Annotated in this window: 22 protein-coding genes; 18 read left to right on the forward strand and 4 right to left on the reverse strand. The window is 26.2% G+C overall.

The annotated features are described in order from the left end of the window. Positions 1-48: 48 nt before the first annotated feature. Positions 49-846, reverse strand: a complete 798-nt coding sequence (locus AC07E4_RS07085; protein WP_430830716.1) for a metal ABC transporter permease — start codon at positions 844-846, stop codon at positions 49-51. A 24-nt stretch (positions 847-870) separates the two neighbouring features. Further along, positions 871-1,521 (reverse strand): metal ABC transporter ATP-binding protein, encoded by a 651-nt coding sequence (locus tag AC07E4_RS07090; RefSeq protein ID WP_040329621.1) that lies wholly within the window; start codon positions 1,519-1,521, stop codon positions 871-873. Between the two features lie 285 nt (positions 1,522-1,806). Here AC07E4_RS07090 and cobC point away from each other — a divergent pair, with 285 nt between their 5' ends. From cobC to AC07E4_RS07130, 8 genes are all read left to right on the forward strand, one after another. Continuing rightward, positions 1,807-2,415, forward strand: a complete 609-nt coding sequence (gene cobC, locus AC07E4_RS07095; protein ID WP_478216016.1) for an alpha-ribazole phosphatase — start codon at positions 1,807-1,809, stop codon at positions 2,413-2,415. Between the two features lie 52 nt (positions 2,416-2,467). Next, entirely contained in the window at positions 2,468-3,016 is a 549-nt protein-coding gene (gene cobU, locus AC07E4_RS07100) for a bifunctional adenosylcobinamide kinase/adenosylcobinamide-phosphate guanylyltransferase (protein ID WP_040329646.1), read from the forward strand. 19 nt (positions 3,017-3,035) lie between these two features. Continuing rightward, positions 3,036-3,785 (forward strand): adenosylcobinamide-GDP ribazoletransferase, encoded by a 750-nt coding sequence (gene cobS, locus AC07E4_RS07105; protein ID WP_478216035.1) that lies wholly within the window; start codon positions 3,036-3,038, stop codon positions 3,783-3,785. Positions 3,786-3,872: 87 nt separating this feature from the next. Beyond that, positions 3,873-4,100: a DUF1450 domain-containing protein gene (locus AC07E4_RS07110; protein ID WP_430830714.1), complete on the forward strand. Its 228-nt coding sequence runs from the start codon at positions 3,873-3,875 to the stop codon at positions 4,098-4,100. Positions 4,101-4,401: 301 nt separating this feature from the next. Then, entirely contained in the window at positions 4,402-5,250 is an 849-nt protein-coding gene (locus AC07E4_RS07115; protein ID WP_430830713.1) for a DegV family protein, read from the forward strand. Positions 5,251-5,252: 2 nt separating this feature from the next. Then, entirely contained in the window at positions 5,253-5,696 is a 444-nt protein-coding gene (locus tag AC07E4_RS07120) for a PadR family transcriptional regulator (RefSeq protein ID WP_478216017.1), read from the forward strand. 221 nt (positions 5,697-5,917) lie between these two features. Next, positions 5,918-7,669, forward strand: coding sequence for an ABC transporter ATP-binding protein (locus AC07E4_RS07125; protein ID WP_478216018.1), 1,752 nt, complete (start codon positions 5,918-5,920; stop codon positions 7,667-7,669). Continuing rightward, positions 7,669-9,699: an ABC transporter ATP-binding protein gene (locus AC07E4_RS07130; protein WP_478216019.1), complete on the forward strand. Its 2,031-nt coding sequence runs from the start codon at positions 7,669-7,671 to the stop codon at positions 9,697-9,699. Before AC07E4_RS07125 ends, AC07E4_RS07130 begins: the two co-directional genes overlap by 1 nt. A 265-nt stretch (positions 9,700-9,964) precedes the next feature. Here the strand turns inward: AC07E4_RS07130 and AC07E4_RS07135 are convergent, their stop codons facing one another. Further along, positions 9,965-10,618, reverse strand: a complete 654-nt coding sequence (locus AC07E4_RS07135) for a DUF4397 domain-containing protein (RefSeq protein WP_430830710.1) — start codon at positions 10,616-10,618, stop codon at positions 9,965-9,967. Between the two features lie 585 nt (positions 10,619-11,203). On the opposite strand from AC07E4_RS07135, the gene AC07E4_RS07140 reads away from it, so the two are divergent. After that, positions 11,204-11,887: a uracil-DNA glycosylase gene (locus AC07E4_RS07140; RefSeq protein WP_478216020.1), complete on the forward strand. Its 684-nt coding sequence runs from the start codon at positions 11,204-11,206 to the stop codon at positions 11,885-11,887. 18 nt (positions 11,888-11,905) lie between these two features. After that, entirely contained in the window at positions 11,906-12,976 is a 1,071-nt protein-coding gene (gene cobT, locus AC07E4_RS07145; RefSeq protein ID WP_040329612.1) for a nicotinate-nucleotide--dimethylbenzimidazole phosphoribosyltransferase, read from the forward strand. 494 nt (positions 12,977-13,470) lie between these two features. Here the strand turns inward: cobT and AC07E4_RS07150 are convergent, their stop codons facing one another. Beyond that, the gene (locus AC07E4_RS07150; RefSeq protein ID WP_051540436.1) at positions 13,471-15,075 is read right to left on the reverse strand and encodes a PAS domain-containing sensor histidine kinase; all 1,605 of its coding nucleotides are present in this window, start codon (positions 15,073-15,075) and stop codon (positions 13,471-13,473) included. Positions 15,076-15,405: 330 nt separating this feature from the next. Here AC07E4_RS07150 and AC07E4_RS07155 point away from each other — a divergent pair, with 330 nt between their 5' ends. The 8 genes from AC07E4_RS07155 (at position 15,406) to eutA (ending at position 23,147) form a co-directional block, all read left to right on the forward strand. Then, complete coding sequence (locus AC07E4_RS07155) at positions 15,406-16,296, forward strand: class I SAM-dependent methyltransferase (RefSeq protein ID WP_478216021.1); 891 nt, start codon at positions 15,406-15,408, stop codon at positions 16,294-16,296. A gap of 16 nt (positions 16,297-16,312) precedes the next feature. Beyond that, positions 16,313-17,053: a glycerophosphodiester phosphodiesterase gene (locus tag AC07E4_RS07160; protein ID WP_478216022.1), complete on the forward strand. Its 741-nt coding sequence runs from the start codon at positions 16,313-16,315 to the stop codon at positions 17,051-17,053. A gap of 166 nt (positions 17,054-17,219) precedes the next feature. Further along, positions 17,220-18,389 (forward strand): 1-propanol dehydrogenase PduQ, encoded by a 1,170-nt coding sequence (locus tag AC07E4_RS07165; protein WP_040329608.1) that lies wholly within the window; start codon positions 17,220-17,222, stop codon positions 18,387-18,389. A gap of 211 nt (positions 18,390-18,600) precedes the next feature. Then, positions 18,601-18,945 (forward strand): ethanolamine utilization microcompartment protein EutS, encoded by a 345-nt coding sequence (eutS, locus tag AC07E4_RS07170; RefSeq protein ID WP_040329607.1) that lies wholly within the window; start codon positions 18,601-18,603, stop codon positions 18,943-18,945. Between the two features lie 12 nt (positions 18,946-18,957). Then, positions 18,958-19,392, forward strand: coding sequence for a EutP/PduV family microcompartment system protein (locus tag AC07E4_RS07175; protein WP_478216023.1), 435 nt, complete (start codon positions 18,958-18,960; stop codon positions 19,390-19,392). A gap of 65 nt (positions 19,393-19,457) precedes the next feature. Beyond that, entirely contained in the window at positions 19,458-20,036 is a 579-nt protein-coding gene (locus AC07E4_RS07180) for an ANTAR domain-containing response regulator (protein ID WP_040329606.1), read from the forward strand. Between the two features lie 6 nt (positions 20,037-20,042). Then, entirely contained in the window at positions 20,043-21,470 is a 1,428-nt protein-coding gene (locus AC07E4_RS07185) for a histidine kinase N-terminal domain-containing protein (RefSeq protein WP_242838441.1), read from the forward strand. 243 nt (positions 21,471-21,713) lie between these two features. Next, positions 21,714-23,147, forward strand: coding sequence for an ethanolamine ammonia-lyase reactivating factor EutA (gene eutA, locus AC07E4_RS07190; RefSeq protein WP_040329604.1), 1,434 nt, complete (start codon positions 21,714-21,716; stop codon positions 23,145-23,147). The last annotated feature ends 3 nt before the right edge of the window (positions 23,148-23,150 follow it).

Raw genomic sequence — 23,150 nt, forward strand, 5'->3', positions numbered from 1 at the left:
CTTAGGGTTATTATGTTATAAACCTAAGTTTTTTTTTATAAGTATATATTATTGTTTTTTAAATAGAGAATTTAAAATAATAACTAGCATAAGAACTCCTACAGAAACTAAAGCAATTGTTCCACCTGGAGCACAATTTAAATAGTAAGAAGCAAATAGTCCTAAAATAATATCAATAAATCCAAATAGTATAGAAAACAGTAATGTAGATTTAAATCCTTTTTTTAGTTGTAATGCAGTTGCAACAGGTAATGCAATCATAGATGACATTACAAGAATACCCATAACTCTAATTGATACAGAGATTGTAGCACCAACTAAAAGAGCAAAGATGTAATTTATTGCTGTGACATTTATATTACTTACTTTAGCATTATCCTCATCAAAAGTTATATAAACTAATTTATCATAAAGTTTGTAAAGTACAAGTATAGAAATTATACTTAGTATAAGCATAGTTAATAAATCTTGTTTAGTAACGGTTAATAAGCTACCAAATAAAAATGAATTTATATTTGCATTAACTTTACCCATACTAGATAATGTAATACCTATACCAACACTTAATGTTAGAATTATTACTAATATTAAATCTGCATATTTCTTATAATAATTTCTTAAAACTTCTATAAATATTGCACATAAACTTGTAAATATAAATGCACATAAAATTGGATTGTATCCAGTAACTAGACCTATTGCAACACCAGCAAATGAACTATGTGCAAGAGTATCACCCATCATAGAATATCGTTTTAACACTAAAAACACACCTACTAAAGGACATAATATAGAAACAAAAGCAGCTGCTATAAAAGCATTTTGCATAAATTCATATTGAAACATTTGAAACCTCCATTTTGTTAATCATTATCGAACTAAATCTACAGTGTTATTAATAACTGAATGTAGTTTAACTAAACCATCTTTAACATGTAAAATTTGAGATGAAACTTTAAGTGCATTATCAATGTTATGTTCGATAGATAAGATTGTTATATTGTGATGTTTATTTAGATGTTTTATTATAGTGTATAAATCTTCAATACTTTTTTCATCTAGAGCAGTAGATGGTTCATCTAATATGATTAAATCACTTTTACTCATTATTGCCCTGGCAATGAGAATTTTTTGTTGTTGACCACCAGAAAGACTGCCAATAAGAGAATCCTTATAATTTAACATATTTACAGAACTAAGAGCATTCAATATAGTAGACTTGTCTTTTATTTTTAAAACTTTCCTTTGAATATCTAATACTTCATAAACGGTTATTGGAAATCCTGAATTAAAACTATCTATTTTTTGACAAACATAAGATACATTATTAGTATTTATATTTATAGAACCAGTAGTTGGCTTTAAAAGTTTTAGAATTAATTTTACTAATGTAGTTTTTCCTGTACCATTTTCTCCAATTATGGAAACATACTCACCTTTGTCAATTTTTAAATTAATATCTTTTAAAATATAATCTTTAGAATTATTATAAGAAAAAGATAAATTTTTTATATCAATCATGAAATCATCCTTTCGCACTCTTATATGTAAAAATATTACACTATATATTATAGACAAAAATAGTAAAATTTATAAGAACATCTATGAATATATGTTCAATAATAAATATAACTAATAATCATTATCAATAATAAATAAAAGTATATCATAAAATATAAAAAAATAAAATTCATTGGTTTAAAAAGTTAGTCAGTTACTATTTTCATTTATTTAAAATATAATGGAAAGTAGTATATAATGGATATTGGTTGTTAAATAATATTATTTTATAAGTGAGGGTAGAACATGAATATATATTTAGTAAGGCATGGAGAAACGGATGAAAATATTAAAAAAAGTTTTTATGGTGATATGGATAGTGTATTAACGGAAAAAGGCGTTTTACAATGTAAAAGACTAAAAAATTTTTTTCAAGATATAAATATAAGTAAGGCGTATGTCAGTGAGAAAAAGAGAACTCATGATACGTTAGAATTAATTTTAGAAAATGAGAAGTATGAGAAGATAAATGTAGTAGAAGATAGTAGACTAAATGAAAGAAATTTTGGAGAATTTGAAGGATTGGATTATAATAGTATATGTAGAAAATATCCATTAGAATCTAAAGTATGGCAAAATGACTGGATTAATTTCATTCCACCTAAAGGTGAAAGTTATAATCAAATGTATAATAGAGTTGTTAAAATTTTTAAAGAAATAATAAAAAGTAATGATGAAAATGTTATAGTTGTTACTCATAGTGGAGTTATAAGATCAATATATTGCTATATTATGAATAATAATATGGATTTATTTTGGAAGTTTGCATGTCATAATGGTGATGTAGCTGTTATTAAATATGAATATGAAAATCTATTTATAGAAGGAATAAATTCTAATAGTATTTTGAAATAAATAAATGTTAAATTTCTTAAAAAGTTTTAATAAAGAAAAAGAGGAGGAAAATATGAATAAGATAACATTAGTTACTGGTGGCAGTAGAAGTGGCAAAAGTGAATATGCAGAAAAAATATTAGATGGAAATGATGATGTTTTATATATTGCTACTGCTATAGTTACAGACGAAGAAATGAAAAATAGAATTGATAAGCATATTACAAGAAGAAATTCAAATTGGAATACTTATGAAGGATATAAAAATTTGGATGAATGTATAAAGAATAGTGATAAGAAAAATATTTTATTAGATTGTGTTACAATAATGATTACTAATTTAATGTTTGAAAAAAATATAGATTTTGATAGTCTTTCATTAGAAGAAGTAGATGATATGGAAAAAAATATAAAAAATGAATTTCAAAAATTAATTCTTAGTTCTAAAGAGAATAACAAAAATTTGATAATGGTAACCAATGAAGTTGGAAGTGGATTAGTACCAGAATATAGACTAAGCAGAATATATAGAGATATAGCTGGCTCAGTTAATCAATTTATAGCATCACTAAGTGATGAAGTTTACTTTGTTACTTGTGGATTACCATTAAAATTAAAATAATTAGGAGAGAAAAATGAAAATTAAAAATTACATAAATGACTTTTTATTATATGTTCAATTTTTTACAAGAATTCCAGTAAATAAGGAATTAGAATGTAGTGATGAAAACTTCATAAGAGGTTCAAGCTTTTTTCCAATTATAGCATTAATAATAGGTGGAATACAGTATTTAGTATATTTATTTTTTAATAAATTTTTACCACCTAGTATAACATCTATATTTGTTGTACTTACGGCAGTACTTTTAACTGGTGCATTACATATGGATGGGCTTGGCGATGTATGTGATGGTTTCTTTGCATTTAAAGGTGGAAAAGAAAAAATAATAGAAATAATGAAAGATAGTAGAATAGGAGCTTATTGCTGTATAGCTATAGTTATAGATATATTATTTAAATATCAACTTATAAAATTAGCTATAGAATCATTTACTCCAGAAATGATAATTATAGCACCAGTAATGGGACGATTAGCAGTAGTTCTTATTTCAACTATAGGAAAACCAGCAAAGGAAACTGGCAGTGGAAATTTATTTATAGGAAGAATTTCATGGCAAAAATTAATTGTAACTAGTGTAATAGCTATATTAATACAAGCAATATTTATAACACCTAAAGCGATAATTATAAATATGATTACAGTATTAGTAGTTACATACTTATTTAATATGTTTTGCAATTCTAAAATTAATGGACTTACAGGAGATACATTAGGTGCTATAAATGAAATTGTAGAAATATTAATACTTACTATATTTTTTGCAATATAATTATTAAAGTTAAAATTTATAAAAAGTTGTTTCAACCTATTTAGATTATAAGTCGGTCTACAAAATGTAAGATAGAGGTGATTTATCATGAGTAAGAAAACTATAAGTTTTTGTGGATGCAATGAAGGATATGAAGAAATTAAGGAAAAAGTAGAAAAAGAGTTTAAGGAAGAAGTTAATATAAAGGTTAATAAATGTATTGGGGCATGTGACAAGTGTGGATGGGATTTGATTTCTAGAGTTGATGGAGTATTATTAGATGGGAAGAGCACAGAAGAGTTATATTATAAAATAAAGAAAGAAATTATAAAATAAAAATAAACTTTAATTTAAGGTGTGGACTTTTTGAGTAGAATAGGTTAAAATTTCCTTTAAATAGATAATTTATTATATTTAATTTAAGTGTTAGAATGAAGATTTTAGTTATGAAAGTCACTAGAATCTTCATTTTTTTATTTATATTATATTATAAATATGGGAAATATATTATATATCACTACTGATACATATATCACTATTGATATATGTATCAGTAGTGATATATAATATAAATATAAAACAAGAAAAGATTGTAAAACTTATTCATAGTTGTTAAGTGTATTTAGGAGGTAAGAGAATGGAAAAAATAGCATTAGTAACAGATAGTGCTTCTGATATAACAAGAGATATGGTAGATAAATATAATATTACAGTATTGCCGTTTAGAATAATAATGGATGGACATGATTATAGAGATGGGGTAGATATAAATTCTCAAGAGGTATATGATTCATTGGATAAATACTCCATAACATCATCATTAACATCTATGGATGATATGACAAAAATGTTTGAAAAGCTAAAAGAAGAAGGTTACACTCATGTGATAGCAGTTACTATATCAAGTAAATTATCAGGTATGAATAATGCATTAAGACTTGTAAGTAATGATTATCCAGAAATAATAACAGAAGTGATAGATTCAAAAAGTATATCTTGTATGGAATCTGCAATGATACAACATGCAGGTAAATTGATAGAAGAAGGAAAATGTTTTGAAGATGTTGTTAAAATAGTAAAAGAAACAAGAGAAAAAAGTGAAACATTTTTTATAATTGGAACATTAGAGTATTTAAAAAAAGGTGGAAGAATAGGTAAAGTTGCTGGAACGATTGCAGAAATTTTAAATATAAAACCTATAATAAGAGTTAGTGAAGAGGGCGAGTATACAACTTATGATAAAGTAAGAGGAAGAAAGCAATCTATAAATAAAATGATAGAAATTGCAAACAAGATTTTAGACAGAGGAAGATATGATGTTTATGTAGGGCATGGATGTGCTGAAGAAGAATCAAAAAAAATGTTAGAAGAAATTTCAAAAAATAAAAATATAAATAGAACATACTTTAAAGGACTTATAAGTGGAGTAGCTGGTGTACACTCAGGCCCTGGGCTTATAGGAATAGTTTTTTACGGGGTTAATTAAATATGAGTGGAAGTTTAAGAGATGTAAAAGAAGAGGAACGTCTATTATATGAAGAATATAAAGCGAAACTTAATGAACTAAAAAAAGTTCAACAAGAAAAAGAAGCTGTTGGTCAGGTTTTTACTAAAGGATTATTACCTATATATGCATTGTATATATTAAGTTTGGGACCAACAAATGGCAATGACATTTCTAATAAAATAGGTTTAAGGACTAATGGGGCATGGGTGCCGAGCACTGGTGGAATATATCCATTATTAAAAAAGCTTGAAAAGCAAAAATTGGTTGAAGGTCAGTGGGATGATACTAAGAAAAAAACACAAAAGGTATATAAACTTACTAAAGATGGAGAAAAGGAATTAGAAAATAAAAAAGAACTTTTAAGAGATAGAATAGAGCAATCATTAGAAGTTTTTAAAATGATATATCAGGATTTATATGAATAACATTTAACAGTTAATATTAGTTAAGTAAAAAAGACAGAATTATTATATTAAAAAATTTTTATATAATAATTTTGTCTTTTTTATGTTAATAAATTCAAAATAAACATGTATAAATTTTAATAAATTAATAATTTATTAAGTTTATTGAAGAATTTACACAATTGTTATAATATTATAACATAAGACAAATTTATCAATATTTGTAAGGGGGCGGGGATTACATGGGGAAGGTAAAATCGCTATTAAAATATGCAGCTAAGTATAAAATGAGATATTTTGTAGGAATAGTATTTTTGCTGATGGTAGATATTGTTCAACTTATACCACCTAAAATTTTAGGACATTTGACAGACTCATTAACTTTAGGTGAGGCTACATCAAAAATGATAGCTGTTGCAATAATACAAATGTTATTATTAGCGTTATTCATGGCTATAGGAAGATTTATGTGGCGTATTTATGTAAATGGAACTTCAAGAAAAATTGAATATGATATAAGAAATAAGTTTTTCAGACATTTACAAGAACTATCTATAAACTTCTATAATGAAAATAAAACTGGAGATTTAATGGCATTAGCAACAAATGATTTAAATGCAGTGAGAATGGCATTAGGACCAGGAGTAATTATGTTTTTTGATGCTGTTGTATTAACTATAGCAACAGTAATAATAATGCTTACTATAAATTTCAAGTTAACACTTCTAGCAATAATACCACTACCATTTATAGCAATATCATCTAGAATATTCGGCAAAAAAATCCACAAAAGATTTACTAAAGTTCAAAGGTGTTTTTCAAAAATAACAGACTTAGTACAAGAAAATTTTTCAGGTATAAGAATAATTCAATCTTTCGTTCAAGAAGAAAAGGAATTTGAAAGATTTGCAAAAGAAAATGAAAATAATTTTAGAGCAAATATGGATTTTATTAAAATATGGGGTGTATTTTCTCCGCTAGTAGAATTTATTTCCTTATTAAGTTTCGTAATATTAGTAGCTGTTGGTGGTACATTTGTTATTTTAGGTAATATTTCTGTAGGCGATTTTATAACTTTTAATATGTACTTAGGAAATTTAGTTTGGCCAATGATGGCTATTGGATGGGTTATAAATAATCTTCAAAGAGGACTTGCATCACTGGAAAGAATAGAGGCAGTCCTAGTTCAAAAACCAGAAATAGTAGATAATAATGTGAAAAATATCAAATCAATAAAAGGTGATATAGAGTTGAAAAACTTAACTTTTTCATATCCAGGAACAGATACAGATGTATTAAAGAATATAAATTTAACTATAAAAGAAGGAGAAATATTAGGTATAGTTGGAAGAACTGGAAGTGGCAAATCCACTTTAATTAATTTACTTTTGAGATTATACAATATTGAAAATGATAAAATTATTATTGGAGGAGAAGACATAAATAGAATACCAATTAAGGTTTTAAGAGAAAATGTAGGTTTTGTATCACAAGATCCTTTTTTATTTTCCAATACTATTTCAGAAAATATAAATTTAGCATTTGAAAATATGAATATAGAAGAAATTTATGAAGCGGCTAAAAACTCAGATATATATGATAATGTAATGGATTTTCCTAATAAATTTGATACGGTAGTAGGGGAACGAGGAACTACATTGTCTGGTGGCCAAAAACAAAGAGTTTCAATAGCAAGAGCACTTATAAAAAAACCAGAACTTTTAATATTAGATGATTGTTTATCTGCAGTAGATGCTAAAACAGAAGTTAAAATATTGGGGAATTTAAATAGAATAATGAAAAATCAAACGTCTATTATAATTTCACATAGAATTTCAGCAATAAAAAATGCAGATAAAATAATAGTTTTAGAAAATGGAGAAATTGTTCAAAGTGGAACACATGGTGAACTTTTATTAGAAGAAGGTATTTACAAGGATATTTATGAAAAACAACAATTAGAAGATGCTATTATGACTGAGGAGGTGGAATAATGGAAGATTTTAATTTACAAGAAGAAACATTAACTAAACAATATGACTCAAAACTTATGAAAAGGCTTTTAAAATTTGCAAAACCTTTTAAAATTCAGATATTAGGTGTTGTAGTAATTATGTTTATAGTTATATGTTTGGATCTTTTAAGACCATATATTATCAAAACTGCAATAGATGACAATATAAATCCTCCAAAGGCAAATTATATAATAACAAAAGAAAACACAGAAAATTCTATAAAAATAAAAGATCAAATGTATATATCAGAAAGTAAGAATAAAAAGGAAAGCAATGCATCATTAATTTATGAAGGAAAAAATTTTTATGTGGTAAATGGAAAAGTAGAAGAAAATTTACAATATAAAATAGATGGGAATAGTTTGATTCAAGGAAACGAAAATTATGAAATATATAAAATATCTAAAGATGATTTGAAAATTATAAGAAAAAATGATCTTTCAGCTGTAGTTAATAAAGGGATAGCAATTTGTATTATAGCAGCAATAGTATTTTTCTTAAATTACATTCAAATATATATATTAGAATATACTGGTCAAAAAATAGTATATAAAATAAGAGATACTGTATTTAGACATATAGAATTATTACCATTATCATTCTTTGATAAAAATCCAGTAGGTAAATTAGTTACTAGAGTTACTAATGATGTAGAGACGTTAAATGAAATGTACACTGCAGTTTTAGTTTATTTATTTAAGGATTTCTTTTTAATTGTAGGAATATTAGTAGCTATGTTTATAATGGATGTAAAACTTGCTTTTATATCCATTATAACAGTTCCAATAATATTGCTTTTAATATTCATATTTAATAAATATGATAGAAAAATATATAGAAAAGTTAGAGGTAGACTTTCAAAAATAAATTCATCTTTAAGTGAAAACATTACAGGAATGAAAACTGTTCAAGCGTATGGAAAAGAAGATAAGAAGTATAAAGAATTTGATAAAATAAATACATCATATTTAGATGCATCTATGGAACAAATAAAGCTTTTTGCTATAATTAGACCTGTTATGGATTTAATATATCAATTGGGACTTACTATTTTAATTGGTGCTGGTGGAAAAGCAGTTTTAGGTGCTGAAATAAATATAGGAGTACTTTATATATTCATAAACTATATACAACAATTTTTTCAACCAATTTTTGATCTCTCAGAAAAATTTGATATAATGCAATCAGCCATGGCATCAGCCGAAAGAATATTTATGATATTAGATACTAAATCTAATATTGAAAATCCAGAAAATCCAATTAATGTTACAAGATTTGATGGAGATATAGAATTTAAAAATGTTTGGTTTGCTTATAATGAAGAAGATTGGGTTTTAAGAGATGTTAGTTTTAAAATAAATAAAGGTGAAACGGTGGCTTTTGTTGGTGCAACTGGTGCAGGAAAAACATCTGTAATTAGTTTAATAAGTAGACTTTATGATATACAAAAGGGTGAAATATTAATAGATGGAAAAAATATAAAGCACATGAAAAAAGAGGATTTAAGAAAGAATTTAGCCACAGTACTTCAAGATGTGTTCTTATTTACTGGAAATATAAAAAGTAATGTTAGGCTTAATAATGAAGATATAACAGATAAAGATATAATTAAAGCCTGTGAATATGTAAATGCAAGTAAGTTTATAGAAAAGTTACCACAAAAATATGATTCATCAGTAAATGAGAGAGGAACTACATTCTCACAAGGTGAAAGGCAACTTATAGCGTTTGCAAGGGCATTAGCATTTAATCCACCAATTTTAGTACTAGATGAAGCTACAGCTAATATAGATACTGAAACTGAGTCATTAATACAAGATGCTTTAAATAAACTTACAAAAGGAAGAACAACTATAGTAGTTGCACATAGACTTTCAACAATTAAAAATGCAGACAATATAATTGTTATGCATAAGGGAAAAATAAGAGAAATGGGTAAACATGAAGAACTTATAAAGAAGGATGGTTTATATAGTAATTTATATAAATTACAATATGAAACACATTAAATATTTTATAATAGAAAAGCAATTGAATAAAATTCAGTTGCTTTTTTAGTGCGTAGAAATTTTAATTTAAAAAGAAAAAAATGATGGTTAAGTATTAGTGTATTTATGATTATATATAAAAAAAAGACCAACAAAAGATTGTTGGACTAAAATCAAATAAGTTTTAAATAAATGAATTTTTATGGGGGAAATTCAAACTGTCAAAGCAGTTTGAAGATAATTACAATTTTAAAATTTAATATATTAACATTCTACATAGTTGAAACTAATGTTTCAAATATGTAATTCCATCTAAAGGTATTAATGCTTCAAGCCCCGGTGTACCATTTAAAATACCTACTAAATACATAGTGTAAAATTTATCACCTCTAAGATATATATTAGGTACATAAAGTACATCTATATCTGTGTTTTGCAATTTTACAGTCATATTATATTTACGTGGAGATAATTCTTTATAATTCTCTACTTCCATTTCCATTACATCAGAAAACAAAAGAATATTATTTTCTGTGGTTAAATCTATTGATGGCCCATCAGGAATTAAGTTTACAACTTTAAAATAAACTTTATTATCATTTACAGGGCCAGAATAAGTTTCTTCTATAGGGAATAATTCAAAATCATCAGGAAATTTACCTATAGCAGCAACAGTAAAAATTTTATTCTTAGGAATATCTAAAACTGTATCATATAAGACATCAGTTGGATTATTATTTCTGACTATTTTTACATTATATTTTCCAGGTAACACTTTTACATAATCAGTAAATTCTGTATACTCAAAGTCTTTAACAAAAGGTAGATTATTAACAAGAACAGTTACTTTTGGAGCATTTGGTGATGCATGAAGTAATCTAATATAGCTAACAATCTGATTTTTATTATTGTTTTCAATTGAATCATCTCTAAAGTACATAATTAAAACCTCTTTATTAGTGTTTCTACAATCAATATATGCAAATGGAATAAAATGGTGATAAATTTCAAAAATAAAATTTTTGAAGATTAAATTAAAACAATATAAGTTTAAAATATTTAAATATAAAATAAAAAATACAAACTATTTTATACTAAATAGTTTATAATATATGTATATATAGGAATCCAAGTTAAAACTTTAAGTTATTCATGTTTCAGTTGAGAATTCTAATTAATTTAATTGAAAATGGAAAATTAAAAGTTGAAAGTGAATGTAAAAATTGGAGATCCAATTTTAAAAAATGATTTTTTATTAAATTTGCACAGCAAATTAGTGGAAAATAATATAAAAACGTAGTTTTTAAGTATTTCTATTTTTAGATATTAGGAACAAAGTGAGTAATATATACCTTAACTTTTCACTCTTAACTCTTACTTGGTTCCAAATATAAAAATAGCAATAACCTATAAGATTAGTACTATCATTTGAGAAAGACATTAATTTAAAATTGAACTTGAAACCCTATAGATAAAGTGAGTTACTTATATATATACTTCATTTAAAAATTAGAATTTAGAGAGGATGAGATTAGTGATTAAATTAAACAATGATTGGGATGAACTTTTAAAAGATGAGTTCGAAAAAGATTATTATAAAAAGCTTAGAGGTTTTTTAGCTCAGGAATATAAAACTAAAACTATATATCCCAATATGTATAAAATTTTTGAAGCTTTAAAGTTAACATCATATAAAGATACAAAAATAGTTATATTAGGTCAAGATCCATATCATGGACCGAATCAAGCACATGGATTATCTTTTTCAGTAGAGAAAGGAGTTCAAACTCCACCATCATTACTTAACATATATAAGGAATTAAAAAATACATTAAATTGTTACATACCTAACAATGGAAATTTAACAAGTTGGGCAAAGCAAGGAGTTTTGCTTTTAAATACATCACTTACTGTAAGAGCTGGAGAAGCGAATTCACATAGAAATATAGGGTGGGAGATATTTACTGATAAGATAATTTCATTATTAAATGAAAGAGAAGAACCTGTAATATTTATATTATGGGGGAAAAATGCAAAAGATAAAGTTAAACTTATAGATACAAATAGACATTATATTTTAACAGCAGCACATCCAAGTCCATTATCTGCTAGTAGAGGTTTTTTTGGATGTAATCATTTTGAAAAAGCAAATGATATATTAAAAAATTTAAATAAAGAGCCAATTGATTGGCAAATACCAAATATATAAAAATTATATGGGGGAAATATGAAGATTTTAGAACAAACACTAAAAGAAATTAAACCAAGTTATGAATGTGTTAAAGATAGAACAAAGGCAAGATTAGATTCATTATCAAAACCAATAGGAAGTTTGGGTATATTAGAGGATATAGCAATAAAAGTATCTGGAATCACAGGAGAAATTAATAATAGTTTAGATAAAAAAAACATAATAATTGTGTGTGCAGATAATGGTGTTGTAGAGGAAGGGGTAAGTACTTGCCCACAAGAGGTTACAGAAACAGTTACATATAATTTTACTAAAGGTATAACAGGGGTTTGTGTACTTTCAAAGTTTACAGGAACAGATCTTACAATAGTAGATATGGGAGTAAAAAATGATATACATAGTGATAAAGTAATTAATAAAAAAATATCATATAGCACTAAAAATATGACAAAAGAACCTGCAATGACAAGAGAGCAAGCTATAAAAGCTATAGAAAATGGAATAGAAATAGTAGATGATTTAGTAAGCAAAGGATACAAGATACTTGGAACAGGCGAAATGGGAATAGGTAATACAACAACTAGTGCAGCGGTATTAAGTGTTTTATCTGGAATTGATGTGGATAAGGTTACAGGAAAAGGATCAGGACTTACTGAAGAACAATTAGAACATAAAAAGGAAGTTATAAGAAAAGCAATAGAAGTAAATAAGCCTAACAAAGAAGATATCATAGATGTTTTAAGTAAAGTTGGTGGGTATGATATTGCAGGATTATGTGGTGCATTTTTAGGAGCAGCTAAAAATAGATTACCTATAGTTATAGATGGATTTATTGCATCAGCGGCTGCTCTTTGTGCGCAACGATTAAATAAGTATTGTAGGGAATTTATGTTTCCATCTCATTTATCGGCAGAACCAGGTGCAGTTTATATGATGAATGAATTAAATCTAGAGCCAATTTTAAATTTGAAAATGAGGCTAGGTGAAGGGTCAGGATGTCCATTAGCATTTAATATAATGGAAGCAGCATTATATTCAATGAAAAACATGGTTACATTTGAAGAAGCTCGAATATGTAGAGATGATTATATAGACATAAGAAAATAAATTTAATTTAAGGTCATTAAATGTGTTAAAGAAAAACATTAAGTTTATTAAGAAAAGGAGAGTAAAAAAGTAATTTTTTATTCTCCTTTTTTAGCTGCAATATTAAAAGTGCTAATAGTAACTAAATATGGTGAAAAAAGTTGAAAATAAAATTACTCCTAATTCAATTGAGAAAAAGATATTTAAACGAGTTTAGAAAAATTAACAATTAACGATGAACAATTAACAATGAAGGATAAAACTGAAGTATCAGTTTTTTAAATCAATTTTTATAATGATTTGCAAAGCAAATTATTTAAACACAATATAAAAACTTAGTTTTTAGGTATTTCTATTCATAAATATTAAGAATAAAGTGAAGAATATTAACCATCATTGTTAATTGCTAACTGTTAATTGGTTCTAAATACGATAATGGAATAAACCGTAAAATTAATAGTATCATTTTAGAAAGAAATTATTTTGAATTTCAGCTTGAAACCCTTAGTACTTAGTTACCCATCATATATATCAGAAAACTCTATGTTAACTTTTTTTTCATGATTCAAATGTATAACATTGTCAAGTTTAGATAAATTATGAGAGTTAAAAGCTATAATGGGTAATTTAATTGTAAATTCAGTACCAATATCTTTTTTGCTGGTGACTGATATTGACCCATTGTGCATTTCAACTAAAGATTTAACTATAGAAAGACCTACACCACTACCTTCATTTGATCTTGTAAGGAGAGCTTGTCCTTGAGTAAATCTATCAAAAATTATTGGAAGCTTATCTTCAGAGATTCCTATACCATCATCTTTAACGGAGATTAATATATAGGTATCTTCTTCATAAATACTAACTATTATATGACCATTTGGCTTTGAAAATTTTATTGAATTAGATAGTAAATTTAAGAGTATTAGTTCTATTTTATCAACATTTCCATTTATTATTGCGCTAGATACAAATGGCATAATAGAAAAATTCAAGTTATGATTTTTAAAATGTGGTTTAACTGAATTACAAATACTTAAAGTAAGACTTACAATATCAAAGTTGGTTGTTTCTAAAGTTGATATTCCAGCATTTAAAGAAGAACATTCAATAAGATTATTTATAAGTCTTAATAATCTATAACAATTTTGTTTCATAACCTTAGAATAATATATAAATTTATCTTTAGTGTTGTAAAAATCATTTTTATCAATATATAAATCAAAAAGTTGTAAGGAAGAATATATAATATTAACTGGGGTCCTTAATTCATGAGAAATATTAGCTATAAATTCATTTTTAATTCTCTCATATTCTCTACTTTCTTTAAGTTTTTTATCATTTTCATCTAATTTTTCTTCAATCATTTTTGTTGTAGTTATATCTTTCATTACAGCCCAAAAAGTTCCTTCATCTAAATAAGGGTCTTTATAATAAAAGAAAGTAGTAGTATTCCAGCTTAAACTACCATCTTTATGCTTTAGTTTATAGTTAACTAGTTCTTGTGGTATTCCAGTATTTTTTACCTTTTCACGAACTTTGTATAAATTGTCGTTAGTTAATTCATCTGTAAAAATTTTTTGATGCTTTCCTATTACGTCACTTAATTCATATCCTAAATACTTAGTTACATTTGAAGAACAATATGTAAAATATCCATCTTCATTCATTGAATATACAATTTGATAAGACTTATCTAAAATCTCCGTAAAAATTTTCTCAGTAAAAGAAGATTCTATTTTTAAATGCATTTTTTCAGATAAATCCCTTATGCAACCATCCATTTTTATAATTTTATTTTTATCATCATATTGAGGTGAAATAGAAAAGTATAGTAATTTTAAATAACCTAGACTATCAATCAATCTACATCTAAATTTTATTGGTGATTCAATTTTATCAATTTTGTAAAATAAATTTGTATCAGCATAGTAAACAAATTTATCAATATATTCATTTAAACTTATTGTAAATTCTGAACATTCGATAGAAAGTATATTGCAAAAGCCTTTAGAAAAAGTTAATTTTTTAGTAGCGATATCATATACAAAAAATCCAATATCGTTAAATATATCCATATCATCAAGTAAATAATTTTTATTAAAGTCCATATCTACCATAATTCATCACCTTTTTATTTAATAATAAAATTATAACAACAAAAAAACAAAAAACATGTAAAAATATGTAGAAAAAATAATTTTTATATATTTTTTATAAAAAAAACATTAAAAAGTTATAAAACATAATTATTAATAATATATAAGTAATAATAATAATTTTATTTGTCTTTAATTTTATGGTGAATAATATACGGTTTTGAATTTGAAAGGAGTACTTATTTAAGTAATTATTATCCATTTACAAAATTTTGAAATTTTCTTATATTATTTTAATTTTAAAACTATATAATTATTCAAAGTAAGAGTTAAAGAAGTAGGAGGTAAATATTGTATACTGATGTAGTTGAAGATTTAATTTGCCCGATTTGTAAAAGTAAGATAAGAGTGAGAAAGATTTATTTAAAAGATAACGACGAAGTCATAGAGGGAACTTTGTGTTGTGAAAATAATCATAAGTTCTATATTAAACATGGTGTTATAGATTTTCATTACAAAGAAAATACTAATACTCCAAATTTAAGTGAGTTTTATTTTGAGAGAAATTTTAAAGAATTAGATAAGATTATAGAACAAAAAACTCCAGATAACTTAAAAAAAGTTCATATATTATCTAAAAACTATATATCAGCTATTATAAATAAAATTAAACCTAAAATAGTTTTAGATATAGCATCAGGAAGAAGTATTTTGTTAGAAACATTAGCTGAAAAAGTAAATTGCAATTTAAATGTTATTTCAACAGATTTAAATTTTGCCACATTGAAATATAATAGAGAAAGAATAAAAAAAATAAATCCTAATATTAAAATAACTTATATAGCATGTGATTACCTAAAGTTACCTATTAAAGATAATACTGTTGAATGTGTAACATCTTTTTATGGATTTCCTAATCTTACAGTAAATTCGCCTTATATAATGAAGGAGTGTGGAAGAATACTAAAAAATAAAGGATTAATTTTAGATTCTAGAATTGTAGTTAATGAAAAAGATGATTATTTTAATAAGATAAAAGCAGCTACAAAACAAAATTTAGGATTTCCTAATCCAGAAATAGTGGCTGTAGAGGAAAAAATAAAAGAAATATATAGTAGTATTGGATTTAGTGAATATAAATGTGAAACTATTGGTGAGTCTATTGGTGAAAAAAATGAATTGGATATAATTCCAGCTAAAGGTGAAAAGTTTAAGGCTTGTGTAATAATAAGCAAGAAATAAAAAATGAGGTGGGAAGATGATTGTTAATTATGCACATAGGGGAGCTAGTGAATCATATCCTGAAAATACAATGTTGGCATTTAGTAAAGCTATTGAGATGGGCTGCACAGGTATAGAAACAGATGTGCAAAGGACTAAAGATGGAGTATTAGTTCTAATTCATGATGAGTATTTGGATAGGACTACAGATGGGGTAGGTCTAGTATGCGAGAAGAAATATGAAGAATTAACATCATTGGATGCAGGAAGTTTTAAAGATAAAAGATTTTCTACATGTAGAATTCCGACACTAAGGAGTTTTTTACAATTTGTAAAAAATAAAAATATAACAGTAAATTTAGAAATAAAAAATTCTATAGTTAAATATAAAGATATAGAGATAGAAATACTATATGAAGTTTTTAGAGCAGGATTAGAGGACAATGTAATAATATCAAGTTTTAATCACAGCTCTATATTTAAAATAAAGGCTGTATGTCCAAGAATAAAAGTAGGGGCATTATGCCCAGTAATGAGCAACAATTTAAATTCATATATAAGTCCATATAGAGTAAATTATATTCATCCTAGTTATAATTTTTTAACTAAGGAAAATATAGAAGAATGTAAAATCAAAAATATTGGAATAAATGTTTATACAGTTAATGATGAAGAGGATTTAAAAAAAATTGTAGAATTAGATGTAGATGGTATAATAACAAATAAGCCAGAGCTACTTTGTAAGATTTTAAAAGATAAGCAAAGTGATAATATATAAAATACACTATTGACAGAAATAACAGAAAGTTATAAAATCAAAAATATAAAAATGAATATGTGAAATTTTGCACAATGATGTGTAATTTTAAAAGAGTAATGAAGCTCCTTAAGTTTTTCTTAGGGAGTTTTTTATTTTATAAAAATTTATAATAGGATGTGAAAGTATGAGTAATTTTAAAGTAGGACCTAATGTTTACTTTGGAGTTGGAAAATTAGAAAAGCTTAGAGAAATTAAATGCAAAAAAGTATTTGTTGTTACTGATCCATTTATGGTTAAGTCTGGTACAATAAATCAAGTTACAGATCATTTAAAGGCAGCTAATATTGAGTTTAGCATATTCTCAGAAATAGTGCCAGATCCACCACTAGAGATAGTGTCAAAGGGAATTAAAGCAATGGATGAATGTAATCCTGAAGCTGTAATTGCATTAGGTGGAGGTTCTGCTATAGATGCAGCCAAAGCTATAAGTTATTTTAGAGGACTTATAAACAAGGGTCTACATAAATCAGAAGAAGATAAAAAAGTTCTATTTATAGCAATACCAACAACTAGTGGTACTGGTTCAGAAGTTACTTCTTTTTCAGTTATAACTGATAAAAAGTATAATGTGAAATATCCATTAGTAGAAGAAGAAATGATACCAGATATGGCTATTTTAGATGCTAATCTTGTAAAAACAGTACCAAACTTTATAACAGCAGATACAGGAATGGATGTTTTAACACATGCAATAGAAGCATATGTTTCAACAGAAAGTTCTGATTTTAGTGATGCTTTAGCAGAAAAGGCTATAAAACTTGTGTTTGAATACTTGGAAAAGGCATATAAAAATGGACAAGATTTAGAAGCAAGAGAAAAAATGCACAACGCATCTTGCATAGCTGGAATGGCATTTACAAATGCATCTTTAGGAATTAATCATAGTATGGCACATATAATAGGTGGAAGATTCCATATTCCTCATGGAAAATCTAATGCTATACTATTACCATATGTTATAGAGTATAATGCAGATATAAGCTTTAACAATAGAAATGAATATAGTGAAGCAGCTAAAAGATATGCGCAAATTGCTAAGTTCTTAAATCTTACAAGTAGTAATAATGTAAGAGAAGGCGTAAGATCATTAATAAGAGCAATAAACTCATTAAAGAAAACAATGGAAATTCCAAATACGTTAAAAGATGCAAAAGTTACAAAAGAGGATTTTGAAGCTAATTTAATGGAGCTTTCAGAAATTGCATTAAAAGATGGATGTACAAAAACTAATCCAAAAGAACCTACAGTAGATGAATTGAGAGAATTGTTTAAAGTTGTATACCAAGGAAAATAATTAAGTTATCTAAGTAAGAAAATTTAAAAATATTTTCAGAAAATGATTGACAATTGAAAATATTAATTATATAATCTTAGTATAAATTAATGAGAACTAAATTGTGCAACGGCGTACAATATAAATATAAGAGCAATGGAGCTCCTTAAAACACAACGAGAGTGATTTAAGGAGCTTTTGCGTCTTAAAAAAAAGAATTGGAGTGAGAAAAATGGAAGAAAAACAAAGAGTTATACAGGAATATGTTCCTGGTAAGCAAGTTACATTAGCTCACTTAATTGCACACCCTAATAGAGCAATTTATAAAAAGTTAGGACTTAACGAAGAGAATTCAGAAGCAATTGGGATTCTTACAATAACTCCAAGTGAGGCAGCGATTATAGCTTCAGATGTTGCAACTAAAGCAGCAGGTGTTGAAATTGGATTTATAGATAGATTCAGTGGGTCGTTAGTTATAACAGGTGATGTTTCAAGTGTAGAAGCTTCCTTGAGAGAGGTTTGTAATATGCTTAAAAATGTATTGCTTTTTACAACGACAGATATAACAAAATCTTAGGAGGTACAAGCCTTGAAAAAGATAATGCTTATAGGATCTATAGGAGCAGGAAAGACAACTTTAACACAAAGGTTGAAAGACGAGATTATAGAGTATAAAAAAACACAAGCTATAGAATTTAATGACTATATAATAGATACTCCAGGAGAATACATTGATAATAGAATATACTATAATGCACTAATTATAACATCAGCAGAAGTGGATGTGATAGCGTTGGTGCAAGATTGTACTAATGAAAGCAGTAGTTTCCCACCTGGATTTGGAAGTATGTTTAATAAGCAAGTTATAGGTATTTGTACAAAAACTGATTTGTGCAAAAATGATGAAGATTTAAAAAGAGCTAAAGAGTTCTTATCATTAGCAGGTGCTGGAGAAATATTTTATTTAAGTTCTGTAAATAATAAAGAAATTGAAGAATTAAAAAAATATTTAAACTTTAATTAGACATTTTATGATAAAATAATTTAGTAACAACCTATATATTGTTTTACCAAAAAGAGGTGTATCGCATGAGTAAAAGAATTGTAATAGCCGACGATGAACCTATTACAAGGATGGATATCAGGGAAATGTTAGAAGAAGAAGGGTACAATGTTGTAGCTGAAGCTTCAGATGGTTTTGATGTTATAGAACTTGCTAGAAAACATTTGCCAGACCTTATAATTATGGATATTAAGATGCCATTGTTAGATGGCTTGAATGCGGCTAAAATAATAGCAAAAGAAGAACTAGCTGGTGGCGTAGTGCTTTTAAGTGCTTATAGTGACAAAAGTTTTATAGAAAAGGCTAAAGAGGTAGGGGTTGTAGGATATCTAGTAAAACCCTTAGATAATAATTCTTTGATAGCCACTATAGAAGTTTCATTATCAAAATGTAAAGAATTAAAAGAAATAAAAAAGAATGTAAAAGTTCTAGAAAAAAAATTAGAAGCTAGAAAAGTTGTAGAAAAAGCTAAAGGAATACTTATGAAACAAAGAAGCATTTCAGAAGATGAGGCTTATACTTATATAAGAAACCTTAGCATGAAAAAGAGAGTTAATATGGAAGAAATAGCTCGAATAATAATTATCAGTGAAGAGGAAGTATAGATAAAAGTGAAGATAAATAGGGAAAATATAAAAGATATATGCTTAAAACATACTTTTTTAAAGGAAAGTGATATAAAGATAATACAAAGTATATCTAGAACACTTCAATTTATAGCAGATTCTTCAAAAGCAGATATTTTCATAGATTGTTTAGCAAAAGATGAAAAAAATGCAGCGATAGTAGTTGTAAGTGCAAAACCTAGAGATAAAGAGTCACTTTACAAAGAAGAAGTTGTAGGAAAGTTGGCTATAAGAAAAAATGAGCCAGCAGTTATGAGAACTTTTGAAACAGGAATACCATCTAGAGATATAAAGGCAACAACACAAGAAAATATAATAGTAAAACAAAATGTTGAGCCTATAACTAATGAGAATGGTGAAGTAATTGCTGTAATTATATCAGAAAAAGATATAACACAAGATTTTATAAAAACAAAGAAAATGGAAATATTAGCAGAAACGAATGAAGAGTTAATTTCTCAAATAGAAGGAAAAAAACTTAGAGATGAAAATGGAAGCATAACATATCATATAGATGATGCAATACTTATTTTTGATGAGGAAGGAATTTTAAGATTTAGGAATCCTGTAGCAGAAGAGTTATATAAAAAACTTGGATACAATCAAGAATTAGTTGGAATGGAATTTTCAAATTTAGCATTATCTAATAAGTCTATAGATAATATTATGAAAAATGAATCTATAGAAGTCGAAGAAATAGAAATAGGCGAAATGTCATTTCAAATAAAGTATATAGTTCAAAGCAGCAAAGTATTAAAACTTGCAATGCTTGTAAGAGATATTACTGATATGAAAGAAAAGGAAAGAGAATTAATTTTAAAATCAGTAGTTATAAAAGAAATACATCATAGAGTGAAAAACAACCTTCAAACAATAGCAAGTCTTTTAAGACTTCAATCTAGAAGGATAGAAGGAAAAGAATTTAGAGATGCTATAAATGAAAGTATAAACAGAATACTTAGTATAGCAATAACTCATGAAATTCTTGCTAAAGAGTGCATTGATGAAGTAAATATAAAAGATGTTATAAACAAAATAAAAGCATGCATGGTAAGTTTAGAAAAAAGAGAGAATTTAGATTTAACTATTGAAATAGTAGGTGATGATTTAACTGTTAGCTCAGATAAATCCACAGCAGTTGCATTAGTAGTAAATGAAGCAATACAAAATTGTTTAAAGCATGCATTTAAGAATAGGCATGTTGGAAAAATAATAGTAAAAGTAGAAAAAGGAAATACATATTCAAAAGTATCAATTATTGATGATGGTATAGGATTTGATATATCAAAAGTGAAGGAAAGTAGCTTAGGACTTATGATTATTAAAAGTTTAGTTTCAGATAAACTTAAGGGAAAACTTGATATACAATCAAATTCTAATGGAACAATTGTTACATTTGATTTTGAAAATTAAATAGGTTTAAATCAAATACAATGCTGTTTTTGATAAGAAGGCAATGAAGCCCAGAATATTTATTAGATATTATTTAAAAATTGTTTTAAATAAGCTAATGAATATTCTGGGCTTTATTTTATAAAAAATAAATTTCTAAAATTAAGAAATGATTATGAAATTAAATTTATAAAAGAAAGGGGGAAATCCGTATTAAGTAACTTATAACTTATTAAACTTAGAAGTTATATAACGGTAACAAAAATGAGAGAAGAAATTTTAAGTGTAGGTATTGATATAGGAACCTCTACAACTCAACTTGTATTTAGCAATATAACAATTGAAAATACAGCAAGCAACTTTACAGTACCAAGAGTAAATATTGTAGATAAAGAAATTATCTACAGAAGCGGAATTTATTTTACACCACTTGTAACTCAAACAAAAATAGATAAAGAAAAAGTAAAAGAAATAATAAGAAGTGAGTATGAAAAAGCTGGAGTAAGTGTGAATGACGTTAAAACTGGGGCTGTAATAATAACTGGTGAAACAGCTAGAAAAGAAAATGCAAATGATGTGCTTCAAACTTTAAGTGGTTTCGCAGGAGATTTTGTAGTTGCAACAGCAGGTCCAGACTTAGAATCAATAATTGCAGGTAGAGGAGCAGGTGCTGACAAAGTATCTGATGAAGAAAATGCCTTTGTTGTAAATATAGATATTGGTGGAGGAACTTCGAACCTAGCATTATTTAAAAATGGAGAACTTATAGACACAGGATGTATGGATATAGGTGGAAGACTTATAAAAATAGATACAAATACTAAAAAGATTTACTATATATATCCAAAAATAAAAGAATTAGCTGAATCTATAGGTGTAAATGTAAATGTTGGAGATATAGCAGATGTAGATAAACTAAGAAAAATAGCAAGAAAAATGACTGAGATATTAGAAGAGTCTGTATGCATTAAAGCTAGAACTTCAATGTACGAAAATCTTCAAACTAATAAAGGTATTAAAGATGGCTATAACATAGAATATGTAACATTTTCAGGTGGAGTAGCTGATTATATATACAATACAGATTACAATGATTATTTCAAGTTTGGTGATATGGGTGTAATTTTAGGTGAGGAAATAAGAAACTCAAACTTAATTTCAAAACTAAAGTTAAAAGAAGCTATAGAAACTATAAGAGCAACTGTAGTAGGTGCAGGGTCACACACAACAGATATAAGTGGTAGTACTATAACTTATACAGCAGATGTGTTTCCAATAAAGAATTTACCAATTTTGAAATTATCACAAGATGATGAAAATGGTGGCTTTGAGTCAATAGAAAAAGCCATTAAAGAAAAAGTTAATTGGTTTAACATAGAAAATGAAAACCAATTAGTAGCAGTAGCCTTAAAGGGAAATAAAAATCCTTCCTTTATAGATATACAAAACCTAGCAACTTCAATTATAAATGGTATGGAATCTTTAATTAATAGTAAATATCCATTATTTATAGTTGTAGAAAATGATATTGCAAAAGTTTTAGGACAAACTATTTACGCTAAACTAGGCAGAGCTACAAATGTAGTTTGTATAGATAGCATAAAGGTTGAAAATGGAGATTATATTGACATTGGAAAACCACTTGTAAATGGGAAAGTCGTACCAGTAGTAATAAAAACACTAGTATTTAATTCATAATTT

Source organism: Clostridium amazonense (genome assembly GCF_056431285.1).